Origin of the sequence: Legionella taurinensis (assembly GCF_900452865.1) — a bacterium.
GTDB lineage: Bacteria > Pseudomonadota > Gammaproteobacteria > Legionellales > Legionellaceae > Legionella_C > Legionella_C taurinensis.
Map to the genome: position 1 here is coordinate 229649 of NZ_UGOZ01000001.1, position 21926 is coordinate 251574.

Sequence of the window (21926 nt, forward strand, 5' to 3'; positions counted from 1 at the left end):
GCTCAAAAGGGCAGGTTTAGCCCATGCTGTGAAGGTTAGGCCCCTTGCTTTATTTGGGTCTGTCGGGCGCTGGGCTGGCAAGGCAATCGATTTTATTCTTACGATCCTCTATCTGAACAAAAAATCCGTAAGCAGGCCTTGGCTCGTTCGCGGGTTGCGTTTTGTCTAATGACGCAGAGGGTTCTTCATAGGAGTCCTCTTTAATCAGGCATTCGTCATCGAGGTAATGGCTGTCCCTGGGCAACGGTAAAAACGATTCATCCGTCAGGTAACCTGACCCCGATGCTGGCGCTTGCTCAATGGGCTTACTGTTTGCCGCGGGACTGGATTTTAAAGAACGGCCAAAGTTCGATAACGTAGTGCTTAAAACAGCCAATGGAGATGTCCTGATCATACTTCCCGAGTCGATGAGGGATTGGGTTTTATATTGGATAACTTTACCCGTCTGCGGGTAACTGGAATGATCTTCATAAATCAGATCCTGGTTCTGGGCAAGATGATGAAAAAAAGTAATTTCGGAGGCCATTTCCTCACGGGTGGGCGTGTAATGCCCGCTTTCATTACTGAACAGGCATAATCGCCCCTGATCAAAAATCAGATGACCGGCAGACAAGACTTTCTTGCCATTACTCAGATAGGAATGATGACCGACCTCTCCTTCTTTAGCCGCTAAAAGGTGACCATCCAGAGTGCGTACATAGAGATAACGCCCCTGAAGTGCTTTCGTTTTGTCGTTGGAGTAGCTGAAAATGCCCTGTTGGCATTCGAGTTTAAATAATAGTTGGGCGATAAAGGGTTGAAAATAGAGGGACTGCCAGCCAAGACGTTGGGATGTCCGCTCGTTTTTTCTCTCGTTACGAAAGGCATTTTTTAATTTAATGCCTCGACTATTGCTGATGGGCATAACGAATAAAGCTGGTTGAGTATGAGATCATATTAACCAGTTTTTATTAATGAAAAATTAAAGGGTGCGCCCGTGTTGCCAACTTTACAGTTTATTTTCGCAGCGAACGTCAGGCCATGCTTTCATTAAGCAGTGTCAAAACCTTTTCAGGCGGACGTCCAATCACTGCTTTGCCGCGGTAGGTCACAATCGGGCGTTGCATCAGGATCGGGGCTTTGTGCATGGCGGTTAAGAGTTTTTCTTTATCACTCAGGGACAAGCCCCATTCTTTAAAAATGGTTTCTCCGCTGCGGACGAACTCTTTAAGCTCAAAATGAGCGCTCAACGCGCGCAATTGATCAAGGCTTAACGGTCTTTTTAAGTACTCAACTATCACCGGTTTGAGGCCTTTGTCATGCAGCAGTTTTAATGTTTCCCGGGACTTCGAGCATCGGGGATTATGATAAATCGTGATCGTTTCCATGACATCGCTTTTTTTGCAGATTTGAAAAATCATAGCATGTCAGCGCATTCAAAAAATAGTGGCTATACTTAAAGTTGCCTGAGGTATTGACTGCCTTTACCCCCCACTCACGCTTTAGGAGTGTTGTACGGATGTCTAAAAAAGCGCTAACGCATATCGCCTTTATCCCTGATGGAAATGGTCGTTGGGCCAATATTCGTCAATTGCCTCGAACATGCGGGCATGACGTGGGTTACCAGACGGCACTTAAAATACTGCACCATTGTATAAAAATTAAAATTCCGTACGTCACCCTCTTTGCGTTGAGTTATTATAACGTTATCAAACGCGGGGATGATGAACTGCAGAATATTTACAGGCATCTTCGCAGTCTCTTTAAAGACAAGGAGATCGATCTTTTTCATCGTTTAAACTGCGTTTTCAGGCCGATAGGCGATTTTTCCTGCTTGACGAAGTGCCCGGAACTGATTGATGCCATCAACTATGCCATTGACAAAACCCGAAACAATACCGGAACGGTCATCAATATTGCGGTAGCCTATGCAGGGAGCACCGATATCGCCGATAGTATTTACGAAATCTATCGTCAGAACGACAACCATTTGCCTGAAAAAAGAGACGATTTAATTAAGGGGATTAGTCACCATTCTTCTCTGCGTTCACCGCCGGTGGATTTATTTATTCGCCTGGGGGGAGAAAAACGGCTAAGCGATTTTTGTTTCTGGCATCTGTTACAGGCTGAGTTGGAATTTTTAGACACGCTCTGGCCTGATTTCACCGTGGCGCAACTGGATAATTGTATCAAAAATTATCACAACCGCGATCGTCGTTTTGGTGAAGCGACGTCAGCCAGGATCATCCGTAAGCTTGCCAAAGAGCGGCGGCCGCAGTCTGGCAGCCGCTGCTCAAACCTCAGGAGCGATAAGTAGAGCTTGGTGCTTCAGTGCCATATTCAGGTAAGGGATCGCGTTCAAGCGATGCGGGAGTTAATACGCTGACACTGAGCTTTACTTTGTCACGGAATGCACTGTTGACATCGCCATTGAGGTAATTTAATTGGTCAACACCGCCCCATCCTTTTACGGTTTGCATAAAGTCTTCACGTTCATCGAGCTCAATAAACACTTGCCGATCCGGGTCAATGAGGTAAGCATCGTCATCATCCCGATAGATAAGGTAAGCATGATCGATGTCTTCGGATTCAAGACTCACCATCATTAATTCACCGGGTTTTAATTTCCTGATTTCTTCAAAAAAAACAGTGGGATCTTTGGAACGGATGTCGTCGCTGCCATGACGACTGTGTACGAATTGTTCAATTGGATCGTGACCATCCTGGTAGGATGGGATTTCCGTGGGTTCAGCCCCTTCAAGCAGTACCCGTGCGCCCTCAATGGCACACCATTGGCAATTGCCGGTGTTTTTGGGGACACCATTTACATCAATGGGGTTAATTTTTTTAAGTTTTTGTAATAGCTCATCTTTCATAGCGGCCTCACTGCAATGTCCTTTTTAAGTATAGGCTTAAAAAAAGCAATGATTAGGGGGGAGGGTGCCGGATTAATGGATGAGCCGCGCGTTATTCAATTAAGCAGGAATTGGACAATGCCCAGTGGTAAACTGGGCACTTCAGGGTTAATTGTACCCGTTTTTAGTGGAGAGTTCGTCGCTAAAGTGCTCTTCTTTGGATGGGGTCTTTTTCCCATACACTGGACTGTTGGTGCTGCTCACTAACTCTGCCAAGGTAATTGGAGACGGATCGGAGGCAATCTCATTCGTTGTTGGGTTGGCTGATGCCTGTTCACCATCTGTTTTTTTATTTGTGAGCACAGACGCCAGCGGATTAACTGTTGGTTGTGTGGATTCTGATTTGGGCTCGTCAGGGGCATCGGCGTTTGGAAAGTCCAGTTTGTACTGATTATCATCCTGTTTCTTGTGATTAACTGCCAGGTAAATTAATGCGGCGGTAATAGCCAGGGCAATCAGTACCCCTGCACTGACAGGGAGTATGGTGGACATGATGGCGCCGAACATCACCGCGGGCAGCAGAGTACTGACACCGGTTAATGTGGCGAAGGTGACCAATGAAATCACGGCGAGGATAGGTACGTATTTGAATCCAATGACGTTTCGATCACTGTTTGCAAGCCAGGCTGCTTTTTCTTCAACCGTATTCGACATTTCCATGAGTCCATCTACCTGATACTTATTCAAGGAGCCTTGGAATGCTTCCCATGGTTGATGGGCTAATTGATACTCATCAGTTCCAGCCGTATAAATTTTCTTTTTTCGTCTCGCGACCACATCGGCAATAATAACAATCAGGGGGATAACAATGGCCATAACCGGCAGGACAAACAGCGCGGTCGGCACAAAAAAACCAGCAACGAGCGCCGTAATAAAAAATAAAATAGCCGCAGGAAAGGCCAGGGGGGCTACCGCGGCGATACCCCAGGCAATGCCTTGTGCCGCAGGCTTATTGGATTGAATCATGCTGTGTTGTTGCCGCTGATGCCCGAGCATGAAATAAGGCAAGTTGCTTTTAGCCCCGAGCAGGTCATTAAAAATGCCATATCCCATGGCCATTAAAAAAACCATCCCACCGGCAAAAAAAGCCCCGGCTATGACGGTCAGTACCAAGGGTGCGGCAAAAAAACTTAAAGCGGCAAAACCTAAAATGGCCAGGATGGAGAGGATGGAAACAATAATTCCAAATTTCAGAGAGCCTCTCAATCCACTATTGTCAATCTGTCCTATCATGATTTACTTCGCAAAACTGTTGAGAAAAGCTATTGTATTAAGGAATACTTAAGGAATACTTAAGAAAGTATTCATTTGGATTAAAAATTAATCATTTTGCAGAAAATAGTAAGTGCACGAGTGAACAGTATAAGGACAACAATATGAATTCTGCCTGCCCTTTTGGCCCCAGACTTCAGGTATACTGGGACAGGCGATATGATTTTTTTCATCGCTTTGATGAGGGCATTCAGCTCGATGCCGAAGGTTTGCATACGGTTATGCCAGAACAGGCTGCCCTGGCTCAGGCGAAGCTATTTCATGAGGTTGATTGTGTTCTCGATGGTTTTTGCGGTGTTGGCGGGGCGGCGATTGCCTTGGCGCGTCTCGGCAAAAAAGTCATTGCCATCGAGCTGGATGCCCAACGACTTACTATGGCCAGGCATAACGCCCGAATTTACGGGGTCGATGAAGCGATTACTTTTGTGCACGGGGATTTTTTTGAAGTGGCGCGCCAGTACAGCGCGGATGCCCTGCTGGTTGACCCGCCCTGGGGATGGCCCCGGTACCGTCCAACGGATCGCTTTTTGTTAGAGCATTTTGAGCCACACGGAAAAAAAGTACTTGATTTTGCCTTGTCCCGCAGTAATCAGGTCATTTTGCGGGCTCCCGTGCATTTTGATACGACCGAATTAGAGTCCTTCGCTGTCAATTACCAGTCTTACGATAACATCCTGAATGATCGGGTGATTTCAAAATCCATCCTTCTCTATCAAAAGTCATTAAAAGGTTAAAGTCCAGGCTTATGATTCCAGGCCTTTGTGGGTGTCGAGCAGAGGGCATTGCCTGGCACGTTCCGCCCAGGCGTCAATAGCGCTTGGGCTCAGGAACATCAGATCGCCGTCAATGTCCTGTTGGTTTTCAAAAAACAGCTGGTCAAGAATGGTGGGTTGAAGCGGCATAAATCCCAGTTTGAAATAAAATCGCCCTGATTTGCGGGCAGAATAAAGACAAATGCGGCCTTCACATCCTAAAACCTGGCTTTGCTCAAAAATCGCCTGGATCAGGATGGTTCCCAGCGAATAATCCCCCTGCATCCTCGATTCAATGGCATTTAGGACAATGACGGACTCTGTACCATAGGCAGACGCCAAACACTCGGATTGATCGAGGACATTAAAATGCGCATGAGCGGCGACTGTCTGTTCGGGTGTAATAAGAAAATAGTAATGCATGTTAGGAAACTGCTGGGAACGGATGTGGTAAAGGGTGAGATCAACGGGGGTTCCCGTCGCCTGGTGTTTGGGTGCAACAGTGAGCCGGGTGATGGGTGTGTAATCAAACTGGCTTTGGGGGGCCGGGGGGGCGTGGTCATGATGCTTAAGCGGGTGAAGAATGACTTCATACATGTTTTTGGCGAGTGGATCAGACAATGCCAGCCGCCTGGATCCCTCAGTACCAGGAAAACAGGTTAAAATATTCTGGGGTAATTGTTTGACCTGGCATGCCAGATGCCGCTCATTCGCATGCGAGAAACTCATCCTAGTCAACGCATTACGCATCATTTTTTTCCCTAACTGCCAAGGGCACCCATTTCAATTATAGCATTTGCGCTACCAAGGCTTTACAAGGAAGCGGAGGCTTTGTTAGCCTGTTTGATTCATCATTGACTGTTATTGCGTTTATGAAAATGACCTTATCGCTGGGCTTGCTTCTTTTCACCTTCTGTGTTCAGGCCGTCGCGTTTTCCTGCCATGAGTCTCAGCCCATTATTCAAAAACCAATCCAGTTTGATAAAGAGCGCGTTGCGTTGACGCGCGACTATCAACGGCAGCATTACGGCATTGATTCCGAGTCTATCGCCATTGAGCCTAAGATGATTGTGTTGCATTGGACGATGCTGCCGACCATGGACATTGTTTTTCGACTGTTTAATCCGCCCGCCTTGCCCAAAAATTCGCCGCGGCGTAACGAATTACCGGGGGATTTAAACGTGTCCAGTCATTTTCTGGTGGACAAAGACGGCCGCATTTATCAGCTGATGCCGGAAACCTGGATGGCTAGACACAGCATTGGCTTAAACCATTATGCCATTGGCATTGAAAATGTCGGGGGCGTCGATGGCAAGGACGACCTCACGGAAGAGCAGGTTCGTGCCAATGCGTTTCTCGTGTGTTATCTCAAAGCCAAATACCCTCAAATCGAGAACGTGATTGGCCACAATGAGTATTTAAATTATAAAAATACGCCGTTATGGCTGGAAAAAGATCCGGATTATTATACCGATAAAACCGACCCGGGCCCCACCTTTGTCAACAGGGTAAAACAGCGCATTGCTGCTTCCTAAAGGGCGCGATAGTGCAACAGGTAGTGTTTTTGCCATTGCAGCCCGTTGTCTTTTGCGATAATCCGCAGCGATTTGACGCGCTTGGCGGACAGCACAGGGTCTCTGCCAAAAAGCAAAGCGAATTCCTTGTTGTTTTCGATAAGAGGGGACAGCAGAAACCCGGATTTAGCCATGCCGGCAATCAGGCGATAGTGTTTTTTATGGCCATTGGTTAATTCAAGCTCAATCGCCAGTGCGGAGGGCTTGTACAGCCAGGTCAACAGATGCCCCAGCCAATTGGTCTTGATGTCTATCGCCGCAAAAACAGGTTTGTCTGAAGGCAGAGTGATGGTCTCCCCCAGCGTGTGCGTTTCAGTGGCAGTAAACGGCAGCGGTTTCGCGGGTTGGCGCTGTTTTTTTAAAATTAAAAAATCCTTCACTAAATAAGCAGGATAATACGCAGTGAGTAAGCCAGGCCAGGAAGCCCCGTCTTCCAGAGACGGAAGCCGTTCATCGAGAGGCTCTATTTTAAACACAATCGTATCCGGTCCTTTTTCGGCCAGATGATTTGCATTCTTAAGGGCCATGGCTTCTGAAAAAACCGAATAACTTTGAAAAACCGGCCGCGGCGACCACTGTGCCCCGGAGGCGATTAAAAAATTCTGCTCAAATGAATAAATGTCGCTTTTTCCCGGCAAAGGAGGGAATTTCACCAGATTAGCCAGGTAATCCTTGAGTAGATAAAAATCCCTTTCCCGCCAATGCCTGTCGGCAGTATCCATTTTCAAGGCGGATAAGACATTACTGCACGTTACCCTCAAATAGGTTAAAGGAGAATAAGGGGTAAACCCCGTCAGAATATAAAACCAGGTCAATACTGCCAACAGCATCATGGGTAAGAGGCGGGTGGACTGTATCACGGTTGGCAGCAGGAAGGCCGCCATCAGGATGGCGGTGGCTGCAATGAGTGAATGGCCGAAATGCCGGACAAATCCTGCCTTAAACGCACAGAATAAAAACAGGGTAAACAGGGCAGTAAGAAAAACCTTGTCAATGCGTTTTAAGTCAGGTTGTCTGGCAATCAGGGCGATTAGGACCATCGCCGCGACCAGAAAGGCGAAGACTTCCCAACCATTCCCAGGCGATGCCATGGCTTCGCTGTAGCCCATGGCCAATTCGATTGACTGCCCGAGGTACATGGGCAGGTGAGCAAGGGGCTGATTGGCCAGGCACCAAAACGCGGCCAAGGCCAGAAGCAATCCAATCCAAAGGGTTAACAGGGTTTTATGCTGTTTTTTTAAGAATAAATAAAGACTGGTGCTTAAGACAACGAGCAGGGTAAACAACAGCAGGGTTCCTTTAACGAGTATCAATAAACCCAGGGGGGCGGTTGCCAACGCCAGCAGGCTTCGCGGGGGAGCAGGGTATTTAAATACCGCTAAACCCAGGAGGAGCGGGTAAGAAAGCAGCAGGGCATCACGTGAATAAATCATCATCAGGAACAGCAACGCCAGGGCACACCGCCATCGCCAGGCGATGCCGCTCGTTAATACCATCAATAACAGGCCGTAGCTTAAGGCAAGGTAAAGACAACCGCCATACATTAGGTAGGCGGTATCCGGGTGATACGCTTTCGTGTAAATGGCCGAATAAGGACCCAGCGTAAACACAATATCCCGCCCAAAAATCAATCCCTGGGATACGGCCTGATTAAGCGCTAATGCCCAGGACGCATCAATGGTTAATCCCGGCATGACTGGCGAAAAGGGGATAAAAAGTGGTAAAAGCAGGAGCAGCAGCATGGCGTTAAAGCCCCAGAGGAGCCATGGTTTGTGAACTGCGGGTGAATCCATATCCTGTCCTGAAATAGCCTTTGCAGACCTTATTATGCCAGAGATTGGCTAAAATGCTCGGTGGGAAATGAGCTTAGCAGTTGGTTTCAACGGAGTTAAAAATTGATTATAAATCGCTGCCCACGTTAAACTAGCGCCCCTGTAAATGGTTAAGGATTTCGTTATGCCCAAATTCACTGAAGCCTTGTTGGCTGCAACCTACAAGAATGGAAAACCAAGCGGTGCACTGACGGAAGTGCATGCCAAAGCGGAACATCACCGCTTTAAAAAAGACCATCTTTTTAAAGACAAGGCGATACCGAAGGCGGTGTATGCTTCTCGCCTGATTCAACATTATTTAATTATCCAAAGCCTGGAAATGCATCTTCAAGCGCTGTCTACAGCAAAAGAATCAGCCCTTAGTGCCTTTTTTATTTTATCTTACTTAAACGAACTCTGGCGAACGCCGGCCATCGAAAGGGATTTGCAGCAATTGGGTATTAATCCAAAAGAAATAAGGGCGAGTGAGGTTGCTCCTGCAACAACGAAGTACCTCGAAAAAATTGACAATGCGTCGCCGCAGGCACTACTGACTCATTTTCTGGTGCATGTCGCTGGGTTTATGCATGGCGGTAATATCATTCTCAACAAATACATTAAACCCAGTAATGAATTGACCGATTATCAAATTTCAACCCATCAATATGATTTTTCCGCCGCCTTCCCCCGCTTGCCGGAAAAAAGCCGTTCAACCCTGGGCCTGTACCAGGAGATGATGACGCATCTTGACACGAAACTGGTGCTTTCATCGCATGACTATGACGAGGTTGTTAAGGAGGCCCAGTGTGTTTACGAGGCCATGACTGGGATTTATGACGATTTATGTGAGATGCATGCCCGTCAACCCCTTGTTTCAACCTCGTCAATTGCCAAGGTCGGCGTCAGTTTAATTGTTGTTGCCTGGGTATTAAAATGCCTCTTTGATTTATTCAATCCAGTCGCCAATAGCCTGTCGGCAGCCACGCCTTAATGATTTTTCCCCGTGCGGTGGTTGATGCAGGCCACCCGCCCCCCTTTTTGCTGAAATCCAATCCCGCTTTAAAAGGTAGTTTTTACTGGTTTACGAAACGCGCAATCTCTCACATCATAGCGCCACCTGAGATGAATACATGCAGGCAGGGTTCAAGAGGAGCGTTGCAGGCATAAAAAACAATCTCAGGTGCTACTGCCTGGCAGCAATGGAATAGTGCCAGGCTTCACCAACTACGAAGGAGTAATTTTATGGAAAAAAACAACGAGCGAGTCCTGGCTTATTCAATGGCTAAACCATTGTCCGAAAAAGAAATGATGGAAGTGGCTGGCGGTGCGGCCAACTACACCACAAGACACACCTTTCGCGTGACAGGAGGTACAGGGCCATCTGCTGATGTGGCTTATGATGTAAGCATCGATTGGTAACCTAACAACACGGGGTCGTAAGGGGCCCCGTGAAAAAAGCGACAGGAATTTTACATGAAGTTTTTAATCTTGACGGAGCCTGACGACAGTCACGCAATGTGTGTTAAATTGGCGTTGGAAAAAACGGGGCATGACGTTCGATTGCTTTTTACAGCCGATCTACCGACCAAACAGAAGAACTCGGTTTACATTGATAATGTCAGTTACGAATGGAAAAGCACGGATGCCGAGTTGTGTGTACGCGACAATTATTATGATGTCGTTTGGTGGCGGCGCGCACGCAAGCCTTTTCTGCCAAGGGAGGCTGTTCATCCTGACGATTACCATTTTGTCTTACGTGAAAATATTCTTTTCCATGAATCCATCACCCACAATTTGGCACCCAAAGCCTGGTGGGTTAACAGTAAAGAGGCGGCCCTGAGAGCCAATTCCAAACTCCTCCAGTTGAAATGGGCTGTCCAGTGCGGTTTAACCATTCCGTCTACCCTTTGTTCGAATGATCCTAAGGATATACGGTATTTCCTGTTGAAACATGAAGATCAGGGGGTTATCTACAAGCCACTTTGTTCCAATGTCTGGTTTGAGGAAAGGGCGCTTAAAATTGCTTACACTGCCAAAGTGGCTTTTCTGGATTTACCCAGTAATCAATTGCTGCAACTGGCGCCGGGACTTTTTCAGAAAGAAGTCAAAAAGAAATACGAATTGCGCGTGACTTGTTTTGGCGATTACCTGGTCGCGGCCAAATTAAACTCTCAACAGCATGACGAGGGACGCATTGACTGGCGTGCCATTCCTGAGGGCCAATTAACGATCGAACCGTATTCATTGCCGACCGAAATCGAAAACAGAATCAGGCATTTGATGAAAAAAATGGGATTGGTATTTGGTTGCATCGATTTCATTGTTTCGACCGACGACCAGTATGTTTTTCTGGAAGTAAATGAGCAGGGGCAGTTTTTATGGATCGAAGACTTAAATCCTGCATTTCCCATGCTGGATCTTTTTGTCCAATTTCTGACAAATCAGTCCGTGCATTTTGTTCCAGCCAGTCAACCGCCGAGGCATTGGGTTACTGATTATGAACGCGAAGCGGGCGAGTGGATGGAGCGAAGCAGGAGACAACATGTCGAAATCAATGCATTGAAAACGAACCAGGGGCAACGACAGCATGCGTAAGTTATTTTGTATTTTTGGTGTTCTTTTTCCGATGGTCTTACTAGCTAAAACGACGATTGATCTGTTTGGCGACGAGGGGAGTCAGGCCGATCGCGTACTTAAGCAATACAGTGGGCCGATACTGGCCCTGGAAGAATCATTGCATGAATTGCTATTAAGTGATCAACTGCAGACGCATCCCGAGAAGCTTAACGAGGCGGGTAAGCGAAAAAGGGCTCTGGTTAATAAGATAAAAAAAGAGTACGGTTATGCGTATGTTGATGTATCGACAGTCAACTATTCGAGCGATTCTGTCTACATCACCATTGAGGTGATTCGCAAAGAGCAGACTCATCGTCTTCGGTTTATTGATGATCACAGACCCGTGAAGCACAGTGCCAGGAAAGACCTCATCCATGACATGGAGAGGTACAATGAGTTGGGTACCACCTTGTTTTTAAATGATCAATTGAATCCCGAAAAACTGGATTGCCCCGTCTATCACTGTACCTGGGGGTTTGAGCATCCAAAATTAAAGCCTTTCTATGCTCCATTTCAACAGGGGGTCAGTGCACAGAAATCATTAATCCTCGAGACGCTTGATGCTGATACGGATCCGGAAAGACGGGCGGCGGCTGTGTTTTTAGTCGGGCATTTTGCTAACCCTCAGGAAATTATTGATTTGTTGCTACCGCATGTTCTGGATAAGGACAGTGGCGTTCGTAATAACGCCATGCGGGTGATAGGGACGACGTTGGCTAAATACAAGACGGCACGTGTCAACATCGAGCCTTTCCTTCACTTGTTATCCTCGCCTTATGACACGGATAGAAACAAATCCTTGTTGGTGCTGCTGCAGGTATGTGATGCCAATCGACAAAAAATGATTCAGGAGGGCAAAGAATCCCTGTTGGCTCTGTTGGCATTAAAACAACCGAACAATCATGAGCCTGCGTATCAGATTTTGAAAAAAATCAGCGGTAAAAACTACACTGATACCGATCTCAAATCATGGAAAGCCTGGGCTGATTCCGTTCAGGTCTCTAACCAATAGCCATTGAGTGTGTCCAATGAGTCAATTATTCAGGCAGGAAGTCCTGGACTTCAAAAAAACTAAAAATTTTGGTTCGGTATTCATTAATATTCCTTTTAATGTTTATGTCCTGTCGTTTGCTATGGCGGTCATTTTAAGCCTGATGATCCTGTTCCTGTGTGTTGCCGAGTATTCAGAAAAGTACACGGTTAATGGCTATCTGGATTACTCCAAAGGGTTCATTCAGATCTACTCCGGCAAAAGCGGACTGATAGTAAAGGGACAGGCGAAAAGTCACCAACATGTCAATCAAGGGGATGTTTTATTTAAAATAGACACCTCTTATTCGGATGCGCCCAGTCAAAGTAAAATACTGGGCCGCATTAACCACCAAACACGGCGGCTGCGTCAGGACATCGTGCGGATAAAAAAAGAATTATTGGTTCTTAAGCCCCTGCTGGCAAAAAAATACATCTCAGCGGATGTGTATAACAACAAAAAAGACCGTCTCAGCGAGTTAAGGAATAAGAAAAATCAGCTGGAAATTGAGCGGATTCAGCATCAAAAGCGAAATGCTTACATTGTTCGGGCACCGATTAACGGCAGATTGACGGTTATTCATTACCAGGTGGGGCAGCAGGTTAGTCCTTCTGACGAGCTGGTAAAAATTATTCCAGACAACACCGATCTCATTGCTGAAATTCAGGTTCCTGTTAAACACGCCGGGTTTATGACCAAAAATGATCCGATCACGCTTCGTTACGATGCTTATCCCTATGAGCGCTTTGGTACTTACACGGCGGTCATTAAAGACATTGATCCGGTGATTAGTCTCGATAAGACAGCCTCCCATTCGCTGGTAACGCCTGATCCCTATTACAGGGTGCGGGCTAAGCTCGACAGTCAGAGTGTGACGGTCTATGGTCGGCAAAAGGGTTTGCAGCAGGGGATGACCTTTTCTGCTGTGATGACAGGCACACGTCGAAAAGTCTGGCAATGGATTTGGGAACCCATTGACCATTTTATGGGAAGTTAAGTTAATGAATTCAATGCAACTCACTTTTAAATGGCAACGGCGTGCTGCGCTTCCTGTCATTATTCAGGATGAAACCGCCGAATGTGGCCACGCCTGTGTGGCGATGGTCAGCAATTATCACGGCCATGAATTGAATCTGCCTGCACTAAGGGCACTATCAAAACCGTCCAACCGGGGAACAACCTTACTGGATATGACGCGGTTACTGACTACGCTCGGGTTTAGAACCCGTGCTTTGCGTGTGCCACTGGAAGAACTCCAGTTCGTTCAGTGCCCTGCAATTCTGCATTGGGATTTAAATCATTTTGTTGTGTTAAAAAAGGTTAAAAGAGGGCATGCGATTATTCATGATCCGGTGAGTGGCGTGAAGAAGTGCAAGATGGAGGAGCTATCCAAATCCTTTACCGGTATCGCCCTGGAAATTGAAAAAGAGGCCGACTTTAAGGCCATAAGAGATAATCAATCGTTGACGCTGACCCGTCTGGCGTCATCCATCCATGGGGTCAAAAAATTCATTACGCTGCTTCTTTTCTTTTCGGCGTTCATTGAACTGTTCAACCTGATTAATCCCCTGTTTATGCAATTTGTGACGGATAACATCATCAGTACCCACAATGCCCATAATCTGTATTTCATTGCCTGTGGGTTTGTGCTATTGGTTCTTATTCAAACATTGGCCGAATACATCCGCGGCCATGTGGTGATTTATGTCGGTAGTCACCTGACCGAGCAGTTTTCCTCGAATATTGTGCAGCATATTCTCAAATTGCCGTTGGATTTTTTTGAAAAAAGACACAAGGGCGACGTTCAGTCCCGTTTTCAATCGATTGAAGAAATTCAAAAAAAGATCAGCACCGATTTTATCAGTACGCTTTTTGACGGTTTAATGATTGCTATTAATCTGACTGTCATGGCATTTTACAGTATTCCGTTAACCGCCATTGTGCTGGTTGCCCTGGCGTTGTACGTCCTTATCCGCCAGACCAGCTATCATTTTTTAAAAAAACAGACTGAAACCTCCATTGCGCAGCATGCCAAAGCCTCGTCCGCTTTTCTGGAGACGCTTCATGGGATTTTACCCATCAAAGCGTTTTTAAAAGAACAGACTCAATTCAACACTTGGCGAAACGCATTCATTGCCTCGCTGAACGCGGATATCCGGATTGCGCGGGTGAATCTCATTTACCGTATGTTCAACCAATTTCTGTTTCATATCGAACATATTATTGTCGTGTGCGCAGGCGCGTCATTGGTACTGACCAACCAATTTTCATTGGGCATGCTCATGGCTTTTCTGGCTTACCGGTTGTCTTTGGTGAATAAGGCCTCTACGTTTATTCAGAGTTTGTTTGATTACAGACTCATCGCTCTCCAGCTCCATCGTTTAAGCGACATTGTTTTTCAGGAGCCTGAAGCAATAAGTCCAGGAAAAGGTGAACTTAAATCCATCAATGGTTCACTCCGCATGCAGGACGTCACTTTTCGATATAATCCCGAAGGGGACGACGTGATAAGCCGCCTTAATTTGGACATTAAGGCCGGAGAAAAAGTGGTCATTACTGGTCCCTCCGGTTGCGGCAAATCCACCTTATTAAAAGTAGCCATGGGGCTTTTAAACAAAACGCAGGGTGAAATTTTTATTGATGGCAAGCCCCTGCAGGAGTTCGGTATCCACAATTTAAGGCAAATGTCGGCATCAGTCATGCAGGATGATGTGCTGCTCAGTGGTTCGATACTCAATAATATTGCGTTTTTTGATGAAGCCATGGATTTGGAGCGCGTGTATGAATCGGCTAAACTTGCGTGTATCCACGAAGAAATTGAGCAATTTCCCATGGGTTATGAGACGTTAGTAGGTGACATGGGCTCTACGCTTTCGGGTGGACAAAAGCAGAGAATACTCCTGGCTCGGGCCTTGTATAAACAACCCAAAATACTCTTTCTTGATGAGGCAACCAGCCATCTGGACATTGAAAATGAAAGAAAGATAAACCAGTCGCTTAATCGGCTTGCTATAACCCAGGTCGTGATCGCTCACCGACCAGAAACGATAAAAATGGCAGACAGGGTGATCCATTTGTAAGGTAAAAAGCCATTACAACCACCTTTTCCTCTTGAAGTAAAAGAATGGCAGCCAGGCTGAAATGACCATCAACAGGATGGCCAACGGGTAACCGACGTACCACTCAAGTTCCGGGATATGCTTAAAGTTCATGCCATAAATGCTGGCGATAAGCGTTGGGGGCAGAAAAAGGACGGCCGCAACGGTAAAACTCTTAATGATGTTATTCTGTTCAAGTGTAATCATGCCCAGTGTGGCATCGTGCAGAAAGTTAAATTTGGTTGAGAGAAAGGCAGAGTAATCGCTTAACGAGTTCACATCTTTGCTAATCGTCGCCAGAATCGATTTCATGTTGCCCGACAGTTTGATGTTTTCAGCCTGACTTAAAAAAGAAATGAGCCGAGTAAAGGACATCAGGCTTTCCCGGGCTTTGGCGCCTAAATCCCCGTAAGCGCCAATCATGGCGATGATTTGTTTATAACTGATGTCCTTGGCGGTGCCGATTCGCTCCGTTTGCCGGAAGATCAGCGCGGATGTTTTATCAAATTCGTGGCTGATTTTTTCAAGAATGTCAGCGAGTCGATCAACGGCTGCCTCAAGAAGCCCAATCAGTAAGCCTGACGACGTGGGCTTGCTGTATTGTGCCAGGCGTGACTTGAATAAACTGAATGAGTGGAGTTCAGTGTAGCGCAGGGTCATTAAAATGCGGTTGTTTAAAATAAACGTGACCACATCGGTCTGCACTTCCGGGGATTCCGATTTAGCAACCATGGTGGCTGTCATGAACAGGGTGCCATTTTCGGCATAAAGGCGGCTCGACAATTCGATTTCTTCAACCTCGGTTTTGGTTGGAATATTAATGTTAAAAAACTCTTCAAGAAGCGTTTCCTCTTCGTAGGTTAAATCCATTAAATCAAGCCATACTGCCTGGTGAAGGCGGTGAGGATTACTCAAGTTCAATGTTTCAGCCTGTAGTCCTGATTCGGTATTAAAATGGATAATGACCATTGTTTTTTTTAAGATAAGAAAGGATGGAAATAGCATACGTTTATCTTTGGCGGTATACAAACCCTTTGAGCAGGATAACGCGGGTGTTGGTACACAGCCATGGGGGTGATTGCGCAGCAGTCCATTAATACCGCCTGGAACCGACAACGAATTGGCTGAAAATAATCACGCGGACATTGCCCCTGCTATCCAAACTCGAGGCAGGAATTGAGGAAATCCAGGAGTTGAGGTGAACAGGTGGAACTTACTCCGCCTGTTGCCGCGTGTGAAAGTTATGGCCTGAAGGCCAATGCCTCTGTTTTTTTCTAAAAACAGTTTAAACTCTGAGTTTTGCAAGGAATCGCCGATGCATGCAAGGATTGTGAGCTTATTGATGTTCACCCACATTGCTTTCGCTGGCCCCTGGATGACAGGGCCATTGTTAGCGCCTTCAGGGAAGACTATTCCTCCTGGCCATTTTAATATCGAGCCTTATGGCTTTTATACGGTTTATCCTCAGGATTTCAAAAACATTGAAGTCATGCCCATTATCAGTGCCGGAATTAATGAGTTTATGGATTTGCAGACATCCCTGCCGATTGACTACAGTTGGGCGCGTGGTCAACACGGCGGCGGGATTGGGGATTACAGTCTAGGGCTGGGTTTTCAGTTAATACGGCAACAGGAAAACGCCTGGTGGCCGGATGCCCGCTTTATCGTTCAGCAAGTCTTTCCCACCGGCCGCTTTGAAAATCTGCATCCTGAAAAGCAAGGCACCGATCAAACTGGCTCAGGGTCGTATCAAACCTCGCTGGCATTAACGCTGCAACGGTTATCGACGTTACCCAATGCGCATTATCTGCGTACGAGGCTTAATTTAACAGTGACTTTACCCAGTGATGTCTCGGTGCAGGGACTCAACGTGTTTGGCGGCAGCGTCGGTACTTCGGGAACGGTGAGGCCGGGAGATAATTATGCAGCCGATCTTGCTTTTGAATACACGTTAAGCCAACATTGGGTGGCTGTATTTGAAACCCTGTACAACAACAGTTCGTCTTCCAATTTTAACGGCAACCCGGGTTTCACGCCAGGCGCGTCAGTCGGCGGTCCCGGCGGCAATAATGCGTCGTTGGCCCCTGCGCTTGAATACAATTTTAACGCCAATGTCGGCCTTATTGGCGGTGTATGGTTTTCAGTAACGGGTCCGCATGCCGCTAAATTTGCAGCCTACACCGTCGCGATTAACTGGTTTATTTAAAACGAGGTCATCATGAAAAAATGGACGGGAATTCTTTTTTTGTTGGGCAGTGCCACCGCCTTCGCGGCGCCTTGCGATACTAAGCGAGATTTATTGCTTGATAACAGCGAAACCAAAGTCTGGCGGTCAACCATTTGCCCTAACCAGCAGTTACCTTTTCATACGCATGAGCATGCCAGAGTCGCTATCCCTGCAGAGGATGGTACGCTTAAAGTAATCTATCAATCCGGTAAAACCGAGGTGATTCAGCTTAAGAAAAATCAACCGATTTTTCTCGATAAAGCACAAGGGAAAGAAGCCCACCAGGATTTGAATACCACTCAGAACATTCTGCACATTACCGTAATCGAGCTCAGTAAGGATTAATCCAGTCACCGGACAAGGTGCTTGCACCCCTTGCTCCGGTTAATGGTTCTGCATGACAGGAAGGAGTATGCCAGCTGCATTTGCCGTGAATTGCAGCCATGAGCTATAATTTAGATGTGTTTATCTTTAGTCAATTGCGAGGCTAAAATGGACATTTATCAGAAGACCGCCCTCGTCAGCCGCTATTTTCAATTGCAGCAAAAATTTCACAGTTATTTTATTCTGGAAAACACGCATCCAGCGGATGAAGAAAACATTGAAATCAGTTTAAAAGAAACGATAAATGACATTAAACAGTACATTAAGCCTCACGAAATCCATTCGTTAATCAACCTAACCTTTGACAAGTTATTTCTAGCCAACCCCATCGAAAAATCGCGTTTTCTGGAGTTTGAAGCCAATGCAGAGCAATTGATTACCCTGCTGGCTAATCAGGAGAAGGAAACCACACGCTCAAAGGCTTTCTGGGCCAGCGTGTTATGTGGCCTGTCGATTGTGACCCTGCCGTTTATGGGCTTGATTTACAAAGGCTGGTTGAAGCACTTCTCGCAAAAACAGATTTTGCAACCGGGGAGCCTGGTTCGTAAACCGCCAACGCCTTTTCAGCCCAGGAAGCAGGCTTCCAGGGTAGAAGATAAGAAGAAAGCCGCGTCTTCGCCTGAGACCGAATGGCAAACACTGCAGCAGGTGCAGCAACTCCATTTAAAAGTCATGATTCACAACATGACGAAGGCCCGTAATATCCTCCTGCATCAGGATCCGTTTCAACTCGATGATGAGGAACTTGATTTTACTTACAAATCCCATGAGGAAGCCTGCAAAGTGTTGAGTAAAACCCCGCCTAACCGCTACACATTCGAAAGCTTGACCGGAGGCAGTTTGATTGAGGATTTTGAAAAAGCCATAGACAAATTGAACAAGGACAACCTGACACCGGGGATGACTAAAAATGTCATGCCCATTTCTTCCCGTGCCAAACATTAACATCCACGCCGCAACGTATTATAGTTAGTGTCTTTCACTAACAAGGAACTGATTTGAAATTAGGCAAATTACCCGCCGTCAGACTAATCAGCGGCTTGTTCATTGGGTTGATGGTCGGGCAAGCGATGGCCGCTTTACCCACGCACGACATGCAGGTCTGGACTAATCTCACTGCCAACGGCCCGTTGAGTTCAAAAACGCCAAAAATCAAATACTGGCTCGAGGCGCAGCCGCGTTTTGGCGAGGATGTCTCGCGGTTGTCGCAAGTGCTGTTGCGGCCTGGTTTAGGGTATGCCTTGACGCCTACCACCAGTATCTGGGCAGGCTATGCCTGGATTTATACCACCTTGCCCTTTGCAAGCCCGTCGTTTGATGAAAACCGCACCTGGCAGCAACTGTTATGGAGCCGAAAGTTTAATTCGGTTCGTCTAGTCAGCCGTACACGGCTGGAGCAACGCTTCATTCAGCAGAATATTCACGTCGCCTGGCGTTTCCGGCAGTTTTTTAAAGCGGAAATTCCTTTGCCGAAACAACCGGCATTCTCGGGGATTGTGAGCAACGAAGTGTTCATTCACCTGAATGATTTTAACCGTAACAACAATCAGGGGTTTGATCAGAACCGTTTTTTTGTGGGTGTCGGTAAAGAACTCACTCGTCATGTGAAAGCCGAGGCGGGCTACCTTAATCAGACAATAAGGCGCGTGAATGCCGCCGATTACAGCGGCAATTACCTGTCGTTGAATGTGTTATGTAATTTTTAGGCTGAACTCCTGGTGAAGTCAGGAGACGCAACGCGGAAGTACAATGAGCAGCAATTATTTTGAAAGCCCTTTCAAAGGCATTCCTTTAAGTGAACAAGTCACCAATCCCAATATCCTTGTTGGCCGGTACAGTTATTATTCCGGTTATTACCATGGGCATTCTTTTGATGACTGTGCCCGTTATTTAATGCCGGATGAGGACCATGTCGACAAGCTCATTATCGGCAGCTTTTGTTCTATTGGCACCGGTGCCTCGTTTATGATGGCGGGTAATCAGGGGCATCGCATGGACTGGATCAGTACCTTTCCTTTTTTCTACACCGAGGAGTCTGTGTTTGCCAAAGCCGTGGACGGGTATCGTCCTGCTGGCGATACGGTGGTTGGCCATGACGTGTGGATTGGTGCGGAAGCCATGATTATGCCGGGGATTCAAATCGGCCATGGCGCGATCATAGGCAGCCGTGCTGTCGTAACCCGACACGTTGAACCGTACAGCATCGTCGCTGGCAATCCGGCGCGTCTTATCCGTAAGCGGTTTAATGAGCACGACATTCAGCGATTGCTGGAAATGGCCTGGTGGGATTGGCCGACTCCTCGTTTGTCGGAAGCCATGAAATGCTTATGTGCCAGCGACATCGACGCACTGTATACCTTCTGGCAATCCTGGCGTACTTGAAATGCAAAACGAATGGTGTTAAAAACCTGACGGTGACTTTGGACGCATTTTTGGTGAATTTTTTATCAAAATGAGGTAGAATGGCATTCCTGTTCACTGGATGTCCATGACAATGACGTTAAACGGTTTAGTGTTTCTCTTTATGGTTATCAATGGTTTAATACATACCGACGTGCACACGGTTAAACTCGGGGATACGCCGGTTAAAATCGTGAAGCAGCAGGGCAAGGGAAAAACCTTTGTTCATTTGCATGAAAATGAAACCACCGCACTCATGGCGGCTCAATATTATGTCAATAAAGAGGGCGGTACCCTCATCACATTAAAACACTCCGGCCAGCGTAACATTGTTTTCCATCTGCACAAGGTGAAATATGAATTTGACCCTAACCGTATTTTTACGGAAACGGGCATTAAAAAAACCTTGCAGCAATACGGGCACTATTCGCTGGCAGCCCACCAGGAAGTGAGCCGGTTTGCTTCAGCGATTAAACACTTAATCCCCAAAGGCAAGGTGATTGCAGTCCACAACAACAGGGACTATTCCATTCGTGAATATTTTCCAAAACATCCGTTGGCCCGGGATGCCAAAGCCATTAATTACCATCCCAACAGCAATTACCGCAATTTTTATTTTGTGACGCAGCCCCGGGAATTTGAACGATTGAAGAAACTTCAATTCAATGTGGCTTTGCAGTCGCCCAAAGCCCAGGATGATGGTTCCCTCTCATATTATCTGGGTACAAAAAATTACATTAATATCGAATCCGCTTATGGCCAGTTGAGCGCACAGCTTAAAATGCTTTATCATGCCTGACGGCTTGGCATAGCCCTCTTTTCAAGATAGGATTAAACTTTTGCACAGGGTAGGACGAATGGAGCAGCTTGACGAGAAAGTGACATCGACACAGACAACGATACAGCAGCAGATAGTGCAGCTCAGTTCGCATCTGAATGAGCGCATCCTGGGGCAAAAAGCCTTGGTCTCACGATTGTTGATAGCCCTGCTGGCGGATGGCCATTTGCTGGTCGAAGGCGCTCCCGGACTGGCTAAAACCCGGGCTGTCAAAGAGCTGTCGGCGTTGATTGAAGGCAGTTTTCATCGTATCCAATTTACACCCGATTTACTGCCCGGCGACTTAACCGGTACCGATGTGTTCCATCCCGAAAATGGATCGTTTGTGTTTCAGCCCGGTCCCATTTTTCATCATCTTATTCTCGCCGATGAAATTAACCGTGCCCCTGCCAAGGTGCAATCGGCCCTGCTCGAAGCAATGGCTGAACGTCAGGTCACCATCGGCGGCAAAACCTATCCTTTACCGGAACTGTTTTTGGTAATGGCGACTCAGAACCCCATTGAGCAGGAAGGGACTTACCCCTTACCCGAAGCCCAGCTGGATCGGTTTTTGATGTACGTCAAAATCGGTTATCCGGATGCTGACGTTGAGCATGATATTTTGTCATTAGCCCGCAAGGAAGCCCTGGGGGTGGATGGCGGCCAGCATAAATCAATAGAACTCTTGACTCAGCGGGCCTTGTTTGAAGCACGCAGGCACGTGTTAAAAGTTCATACCAGCAGTGCACTGGAACATTACCTGGTGCAATTGGTGGTTGCTACCCGTAACCCCACGGCCTACAGTGACGAGTTGACACGCTGGCTGCGATTTGGTGCAAGCCCAAGAGCGACCATTGCGCTTGATCGCTGCGCCAAAGCGCATGCCTGGCTGTCCGGACGTGATTACGTGACGCCTGAGGATATTCATGTGATTGCCCATGACGTGTTGCGTCATCGCATTCTGCTGAGTTTTGAAGCGGAGGCCGAAGGTGTCAACAGTGATGATTTCATTGATGTTCTATTACGTCTGGTGGCAGTCCCCTAGGAGGTT

Annotated in this window: 23 protein-coding genes; 16 read left to right on the forward strand and 7 right to left on the reverse strand. The window is 46.9% G+C overall.

Annotation, left to right across the window (positions count from 1 at the left end; translation table 11 throughout):
* Nucleotides 1-49: 49 nt before the first annotated feature.
* Nucleotides 50-904 carry an IQM protein middle domain-containing protein gene (locus DYE45_RS01055; protein WP_108294831.1) on the reverse strand — a complete coding sequence of 285 codons (855 nt, stop codon included), beginning with the start codon at nucleotides 902-904 and terminating at the stop codon, nucleotides 50-52.
* Nucleotides 905-1013: 109 nt separating this feature from the next.
* Entirely contained in the window at nucleotides 1014-1367 is a 354-nt protein-coding gene (gene arsC, locus DYE45_RS01060; protein ID WP_115301046.1) for an arsenate reductase (glutaredoxin), read from the reverse strand.
* Nucleotides 1368-1498: 131 nt separating this feature from the next.
* Between arsC and uppS the strand changes: the two genes are divergently transcribed.
* On the forward strand, nucleotides 1499-2296 hold the full coding sequence (uppS, locus tag DYE45_RS01065) for a polyprenyl diphosphate synthase (protein ID WP_108294829.1): 798 nt from the start codon (nucleotides 1499-1501) through the stop codon (nucleotides 2294-2296).
* Here the strand turns inward: uppS and DYE45_RS01070 are convergent.
* Entirely contained in the window at nucleotides 2280-2855 is a 576-nt protein-coding gene (locus DYE45_RS01070; RefSeq protein ID WP_108294827.1) for a hypothetical protein, read from the reverse strand. The genes uppS and DYE45_RS01070 overlap by 17 nt on opposite strands.
* A 147-nt stretch (nucleotides 2856-3002) precedes the next feature.
* Nucleotides 3003-4127 (reverse strand): ABC transporter ATP-binding protein, encoded by a 1125-nt coding sequence (locus DYE45_RS01075; protein WP_133138155.1) that lies wholly within the window; start codon nucleotides 4125-4127, stop codon nucleotides 3003-3005.
* Between the two features lie 143 nt (nucleotides 4128-4270).
* On the opposite strand from DYE45_RS01075, the gene DYE45_RS01080 reads away from it, so the two are divergent.
* On the forward strand, nucleotides 4271-4900 hold the full coding sequence (locus tag DYE45_RS01080; protein WP_108294823.1) for a methyltransferase domain-containing protein: 630 nt from the start codon (nucleotides 4271-4273) through the stop codon (nucleotides 4898-4900).
* A 9-nt stretch (nucleotides 4901-4909) separates the two neighbouring features.
* On the opposite strand, the gene DYE45_RS01085 is transcribed toward DYE45_RS01080, so the two are convergent.
* Nucleotides 4910-5671: a hypothetical protein gene (locus DYE45_RS01085; protein ID WP_133138156.1), complete on the reverse strand. Its 762-nt coding sequence runs from the start codon at nucleotides 5669-5671 to the stop codon at nucleotides 4910-4912.
* 125 nt (nucleotides 5672-5796) lie between these two features.
* Here DYE45_RS01085 and DYE45_RS01090 point away from each other — a divergent pair, with 125 nt between their 5' ends.
* Complete coding sequence (locus DYE45_RS01090) at nucleotides 5797-6453, forward strand: N-acetylmuramoyl-L-alanine amidase (protein WP_370447861.1); 657 nt, start codon at nucleotides 5797-5799, stop codon at nucleotides 6451-6453.
* Here the strand turns inward: DYE45_RS01090 and DYE45_RS01095 are convergent.
* Nucleotides 6450-8285, reverse strand: coding sequence for a hypothetical protein (locus DYE45_RS01095; RefSeq protein WP_115300278.1), 1836 nt, complete (start codon nucleotides 8283-8285; stop codon nucleotides 6450-6452). The genes DYE45_RS01090 and DYE45_RS01095 overlap by 4 nt on opposite strands.
* A 163-nt stretch (nucleotides 8286-8448) precedes the next feature.
* On the opposite strand from DYE45_RS01095, the gene DYE45_RS01100 reads away from it, so the two are divergent.
* From DYE45_RS01100 to DYE45_RS01120, 6 genes are all read left to right on the forward strand, one after another.
* Nucleotides 8449-9294, forward strand: coding sequence for a biliverdin-producing heme oxygenase (locus DYE45_RS01100; RefSeq protein WP_108294817.1), 846 nt, complete (start codon nucleotides 8449-8451; stop codon nucleotides 9292-9294).
* Between the two features lie 251 nt (nucleotides 9295-9545).
* Nucleotides 9546-9722, forward strand: a complete 177-nt coding sequence (locus tag DYE45_RS14620; RefSeq protein ID WP_160160654.1) for a hypothetical protein — start codon at nucleotides 9546-9548, stop codon at nucleotides 9720-9722.
* 54 nt (nucleotides 9723-9776) lie between these two features.
* A complete protein-coding gene (locus tag DYE45_RS01105) occupies nucleotides 9777-10898 on the forward strand; it encodes an MvdC/MvdD family ATP grasp protein (protein ID WP_108294815.1) in 1122 nt (373 codons plus the stop codon).
* On the forward strand, nucleotides 10891-11931 hold the full coding sequence (locus DYE45_RS01110) for a HEAT repeat domain-containing protein (protein ID WP_108294813.1): 1041 nt from the start codon (nucleotides 10891-10893) through the stop codon (nucleotides 11929-11931). The genes DYE45_RS01105 and DYE45_RS01110 overlap by 8 nt, the downstream gene beginning before the upstream one ends.
* A 16-nt stretch (nucleotides 11932-11947) precedes the next feature.
* A complete protein-coding gene (locus tag DYE45_RS01115; protein WP_108294811.1) occupies nucleotides 11948-12946 on the forward strand; it encodes an HlyD family secretion protein in 999 nt (332 codons plus the stop codon).
* 13 nt (nucleotides 12947-12959) lie between these two features.
* Complete coding sequence (locus DYE45_RS01120; protein WP_160160655.1) at nucleotides 12960-15029, forward strand: peptidase domain-containing ABC transporter; 2070 nt, start codon at nucleotides 12960-12962, stop codon at nucleotides 15027-15029.
* 12 nt (nucleotides 15030-15041) lie between these two features.
* Here the strand turns inward: DYE45_RS01120 and DYE45_RS01125 are convergent, their stop codons facing one another.
* Nucleotides 15042-16052, reverse strand: a complete 1011-nt coding sequence (locus DYE45_RS01125; protein ID WP_108294807.1) for a magnesium transporter CorA family protein — start codon at nucleotides 16050-16052, stop codon at nucleotides 15042-15044.
* A 310-nt stretch (nucleotides 16053-16362) separates the two neighbouring features.
* Here DYE45_RS01125 and DYE45_RS01130 point away from each other — a divergent pair, with 310 nt between their 5' ends.
* From DYE45_RS01130 to DYE45_RS01160, 7 genes are all read left to right on the forward strand, one after another.
* Complete coding sequence (locus DYE45_RS01130) at nucleotides 16363-17253, forward strand: hypothetical protein (protein ID WP_108294805.1); 891 nt, start codon at nucleotides 16363-16365, stop codon at nucleotides 17251-17253.
* A gap of 12 nt (nucleotides 17254-17265) precedes the next feature.
* Complete coding sequence (locus tag DYE45_RS01135; protein ID WP_108294803.1) at nucleotides 17266-17619, forward strand: cupin domain-containing protein; 354 nt, start codon at nucleotides 17266-17268, stop codon at nucleotides 17617-17619.
* 114 nt (nucleotides 17620-17733) lie between these two features.
* Nucleotides 17734-18603, forward strand: coding sequence for a hypothetical protein (locus DYE45_RS01140; RefSeq protein WP_108294801.1), 870 nt, complete (start codon nucleotides 17734-17736; stop codon nucleotides 18601-18603).
* A 53-nt stretch (nucleotides 18604-18656) separates the two neighbouring features.
* Nucleotides 18657-19364 carry a DUF2490 domain-containing protein gene (locus DYE45_RS01145; RefSeq protein WP_242602649.1) on the forward strand — a complete coding sequence of 236 codons (708 nt, stop codon included), beginning with the start codon at nucleotides 18657-18659 and terminating at the stop codon, nucleotides 19362-19364.
* 43 nt (nucleotides 19365-19407) lie between these two features.
* On the forward strand, nucleotides 19408-20040 hold the full coding sequence (gene catB, locus DYE45_RS01150) for a type B chloramphenicol O-acetyltransferase (protein WP_115300280.1): 633 nt from the start codon (nucleotides 19408-19410) through the stop codon (nucleotides 20038-20040).
* A 142-nt stretch (nucleotides 20041-20182) separates the two neighbouring features.
* Nucleotides 20183-20857 carry a protein tyrosine phosphatase gene (locus DYE45_RS01155; protein WP_108294895.1) on the forward strand — a complete coding sequence of 225 codons (675 nt, stop codon included), beginning with the start codon at nucleotides 20183-20185 and terminating at the stop codon, nucleotides 20855-20857.
* A 58-nt stretch (nucleotides 20858-20915) separates the two neighbouring features.
* Nucleotides 20916-21920 carry an AAA family ATPase gene (locus DYE45_RS01160; RefSeq protein WP_108294797.1) on the forward strand — a complete coding sequence of 335 codons (1005 nt, stop codon included), beginning with the start codon at nucleotides 20916-20918 and terminating at the stop codon, nucleotides 21918-21920.
* Nucleotides 21921-21926: the final 6 nt, after the last annotated feature.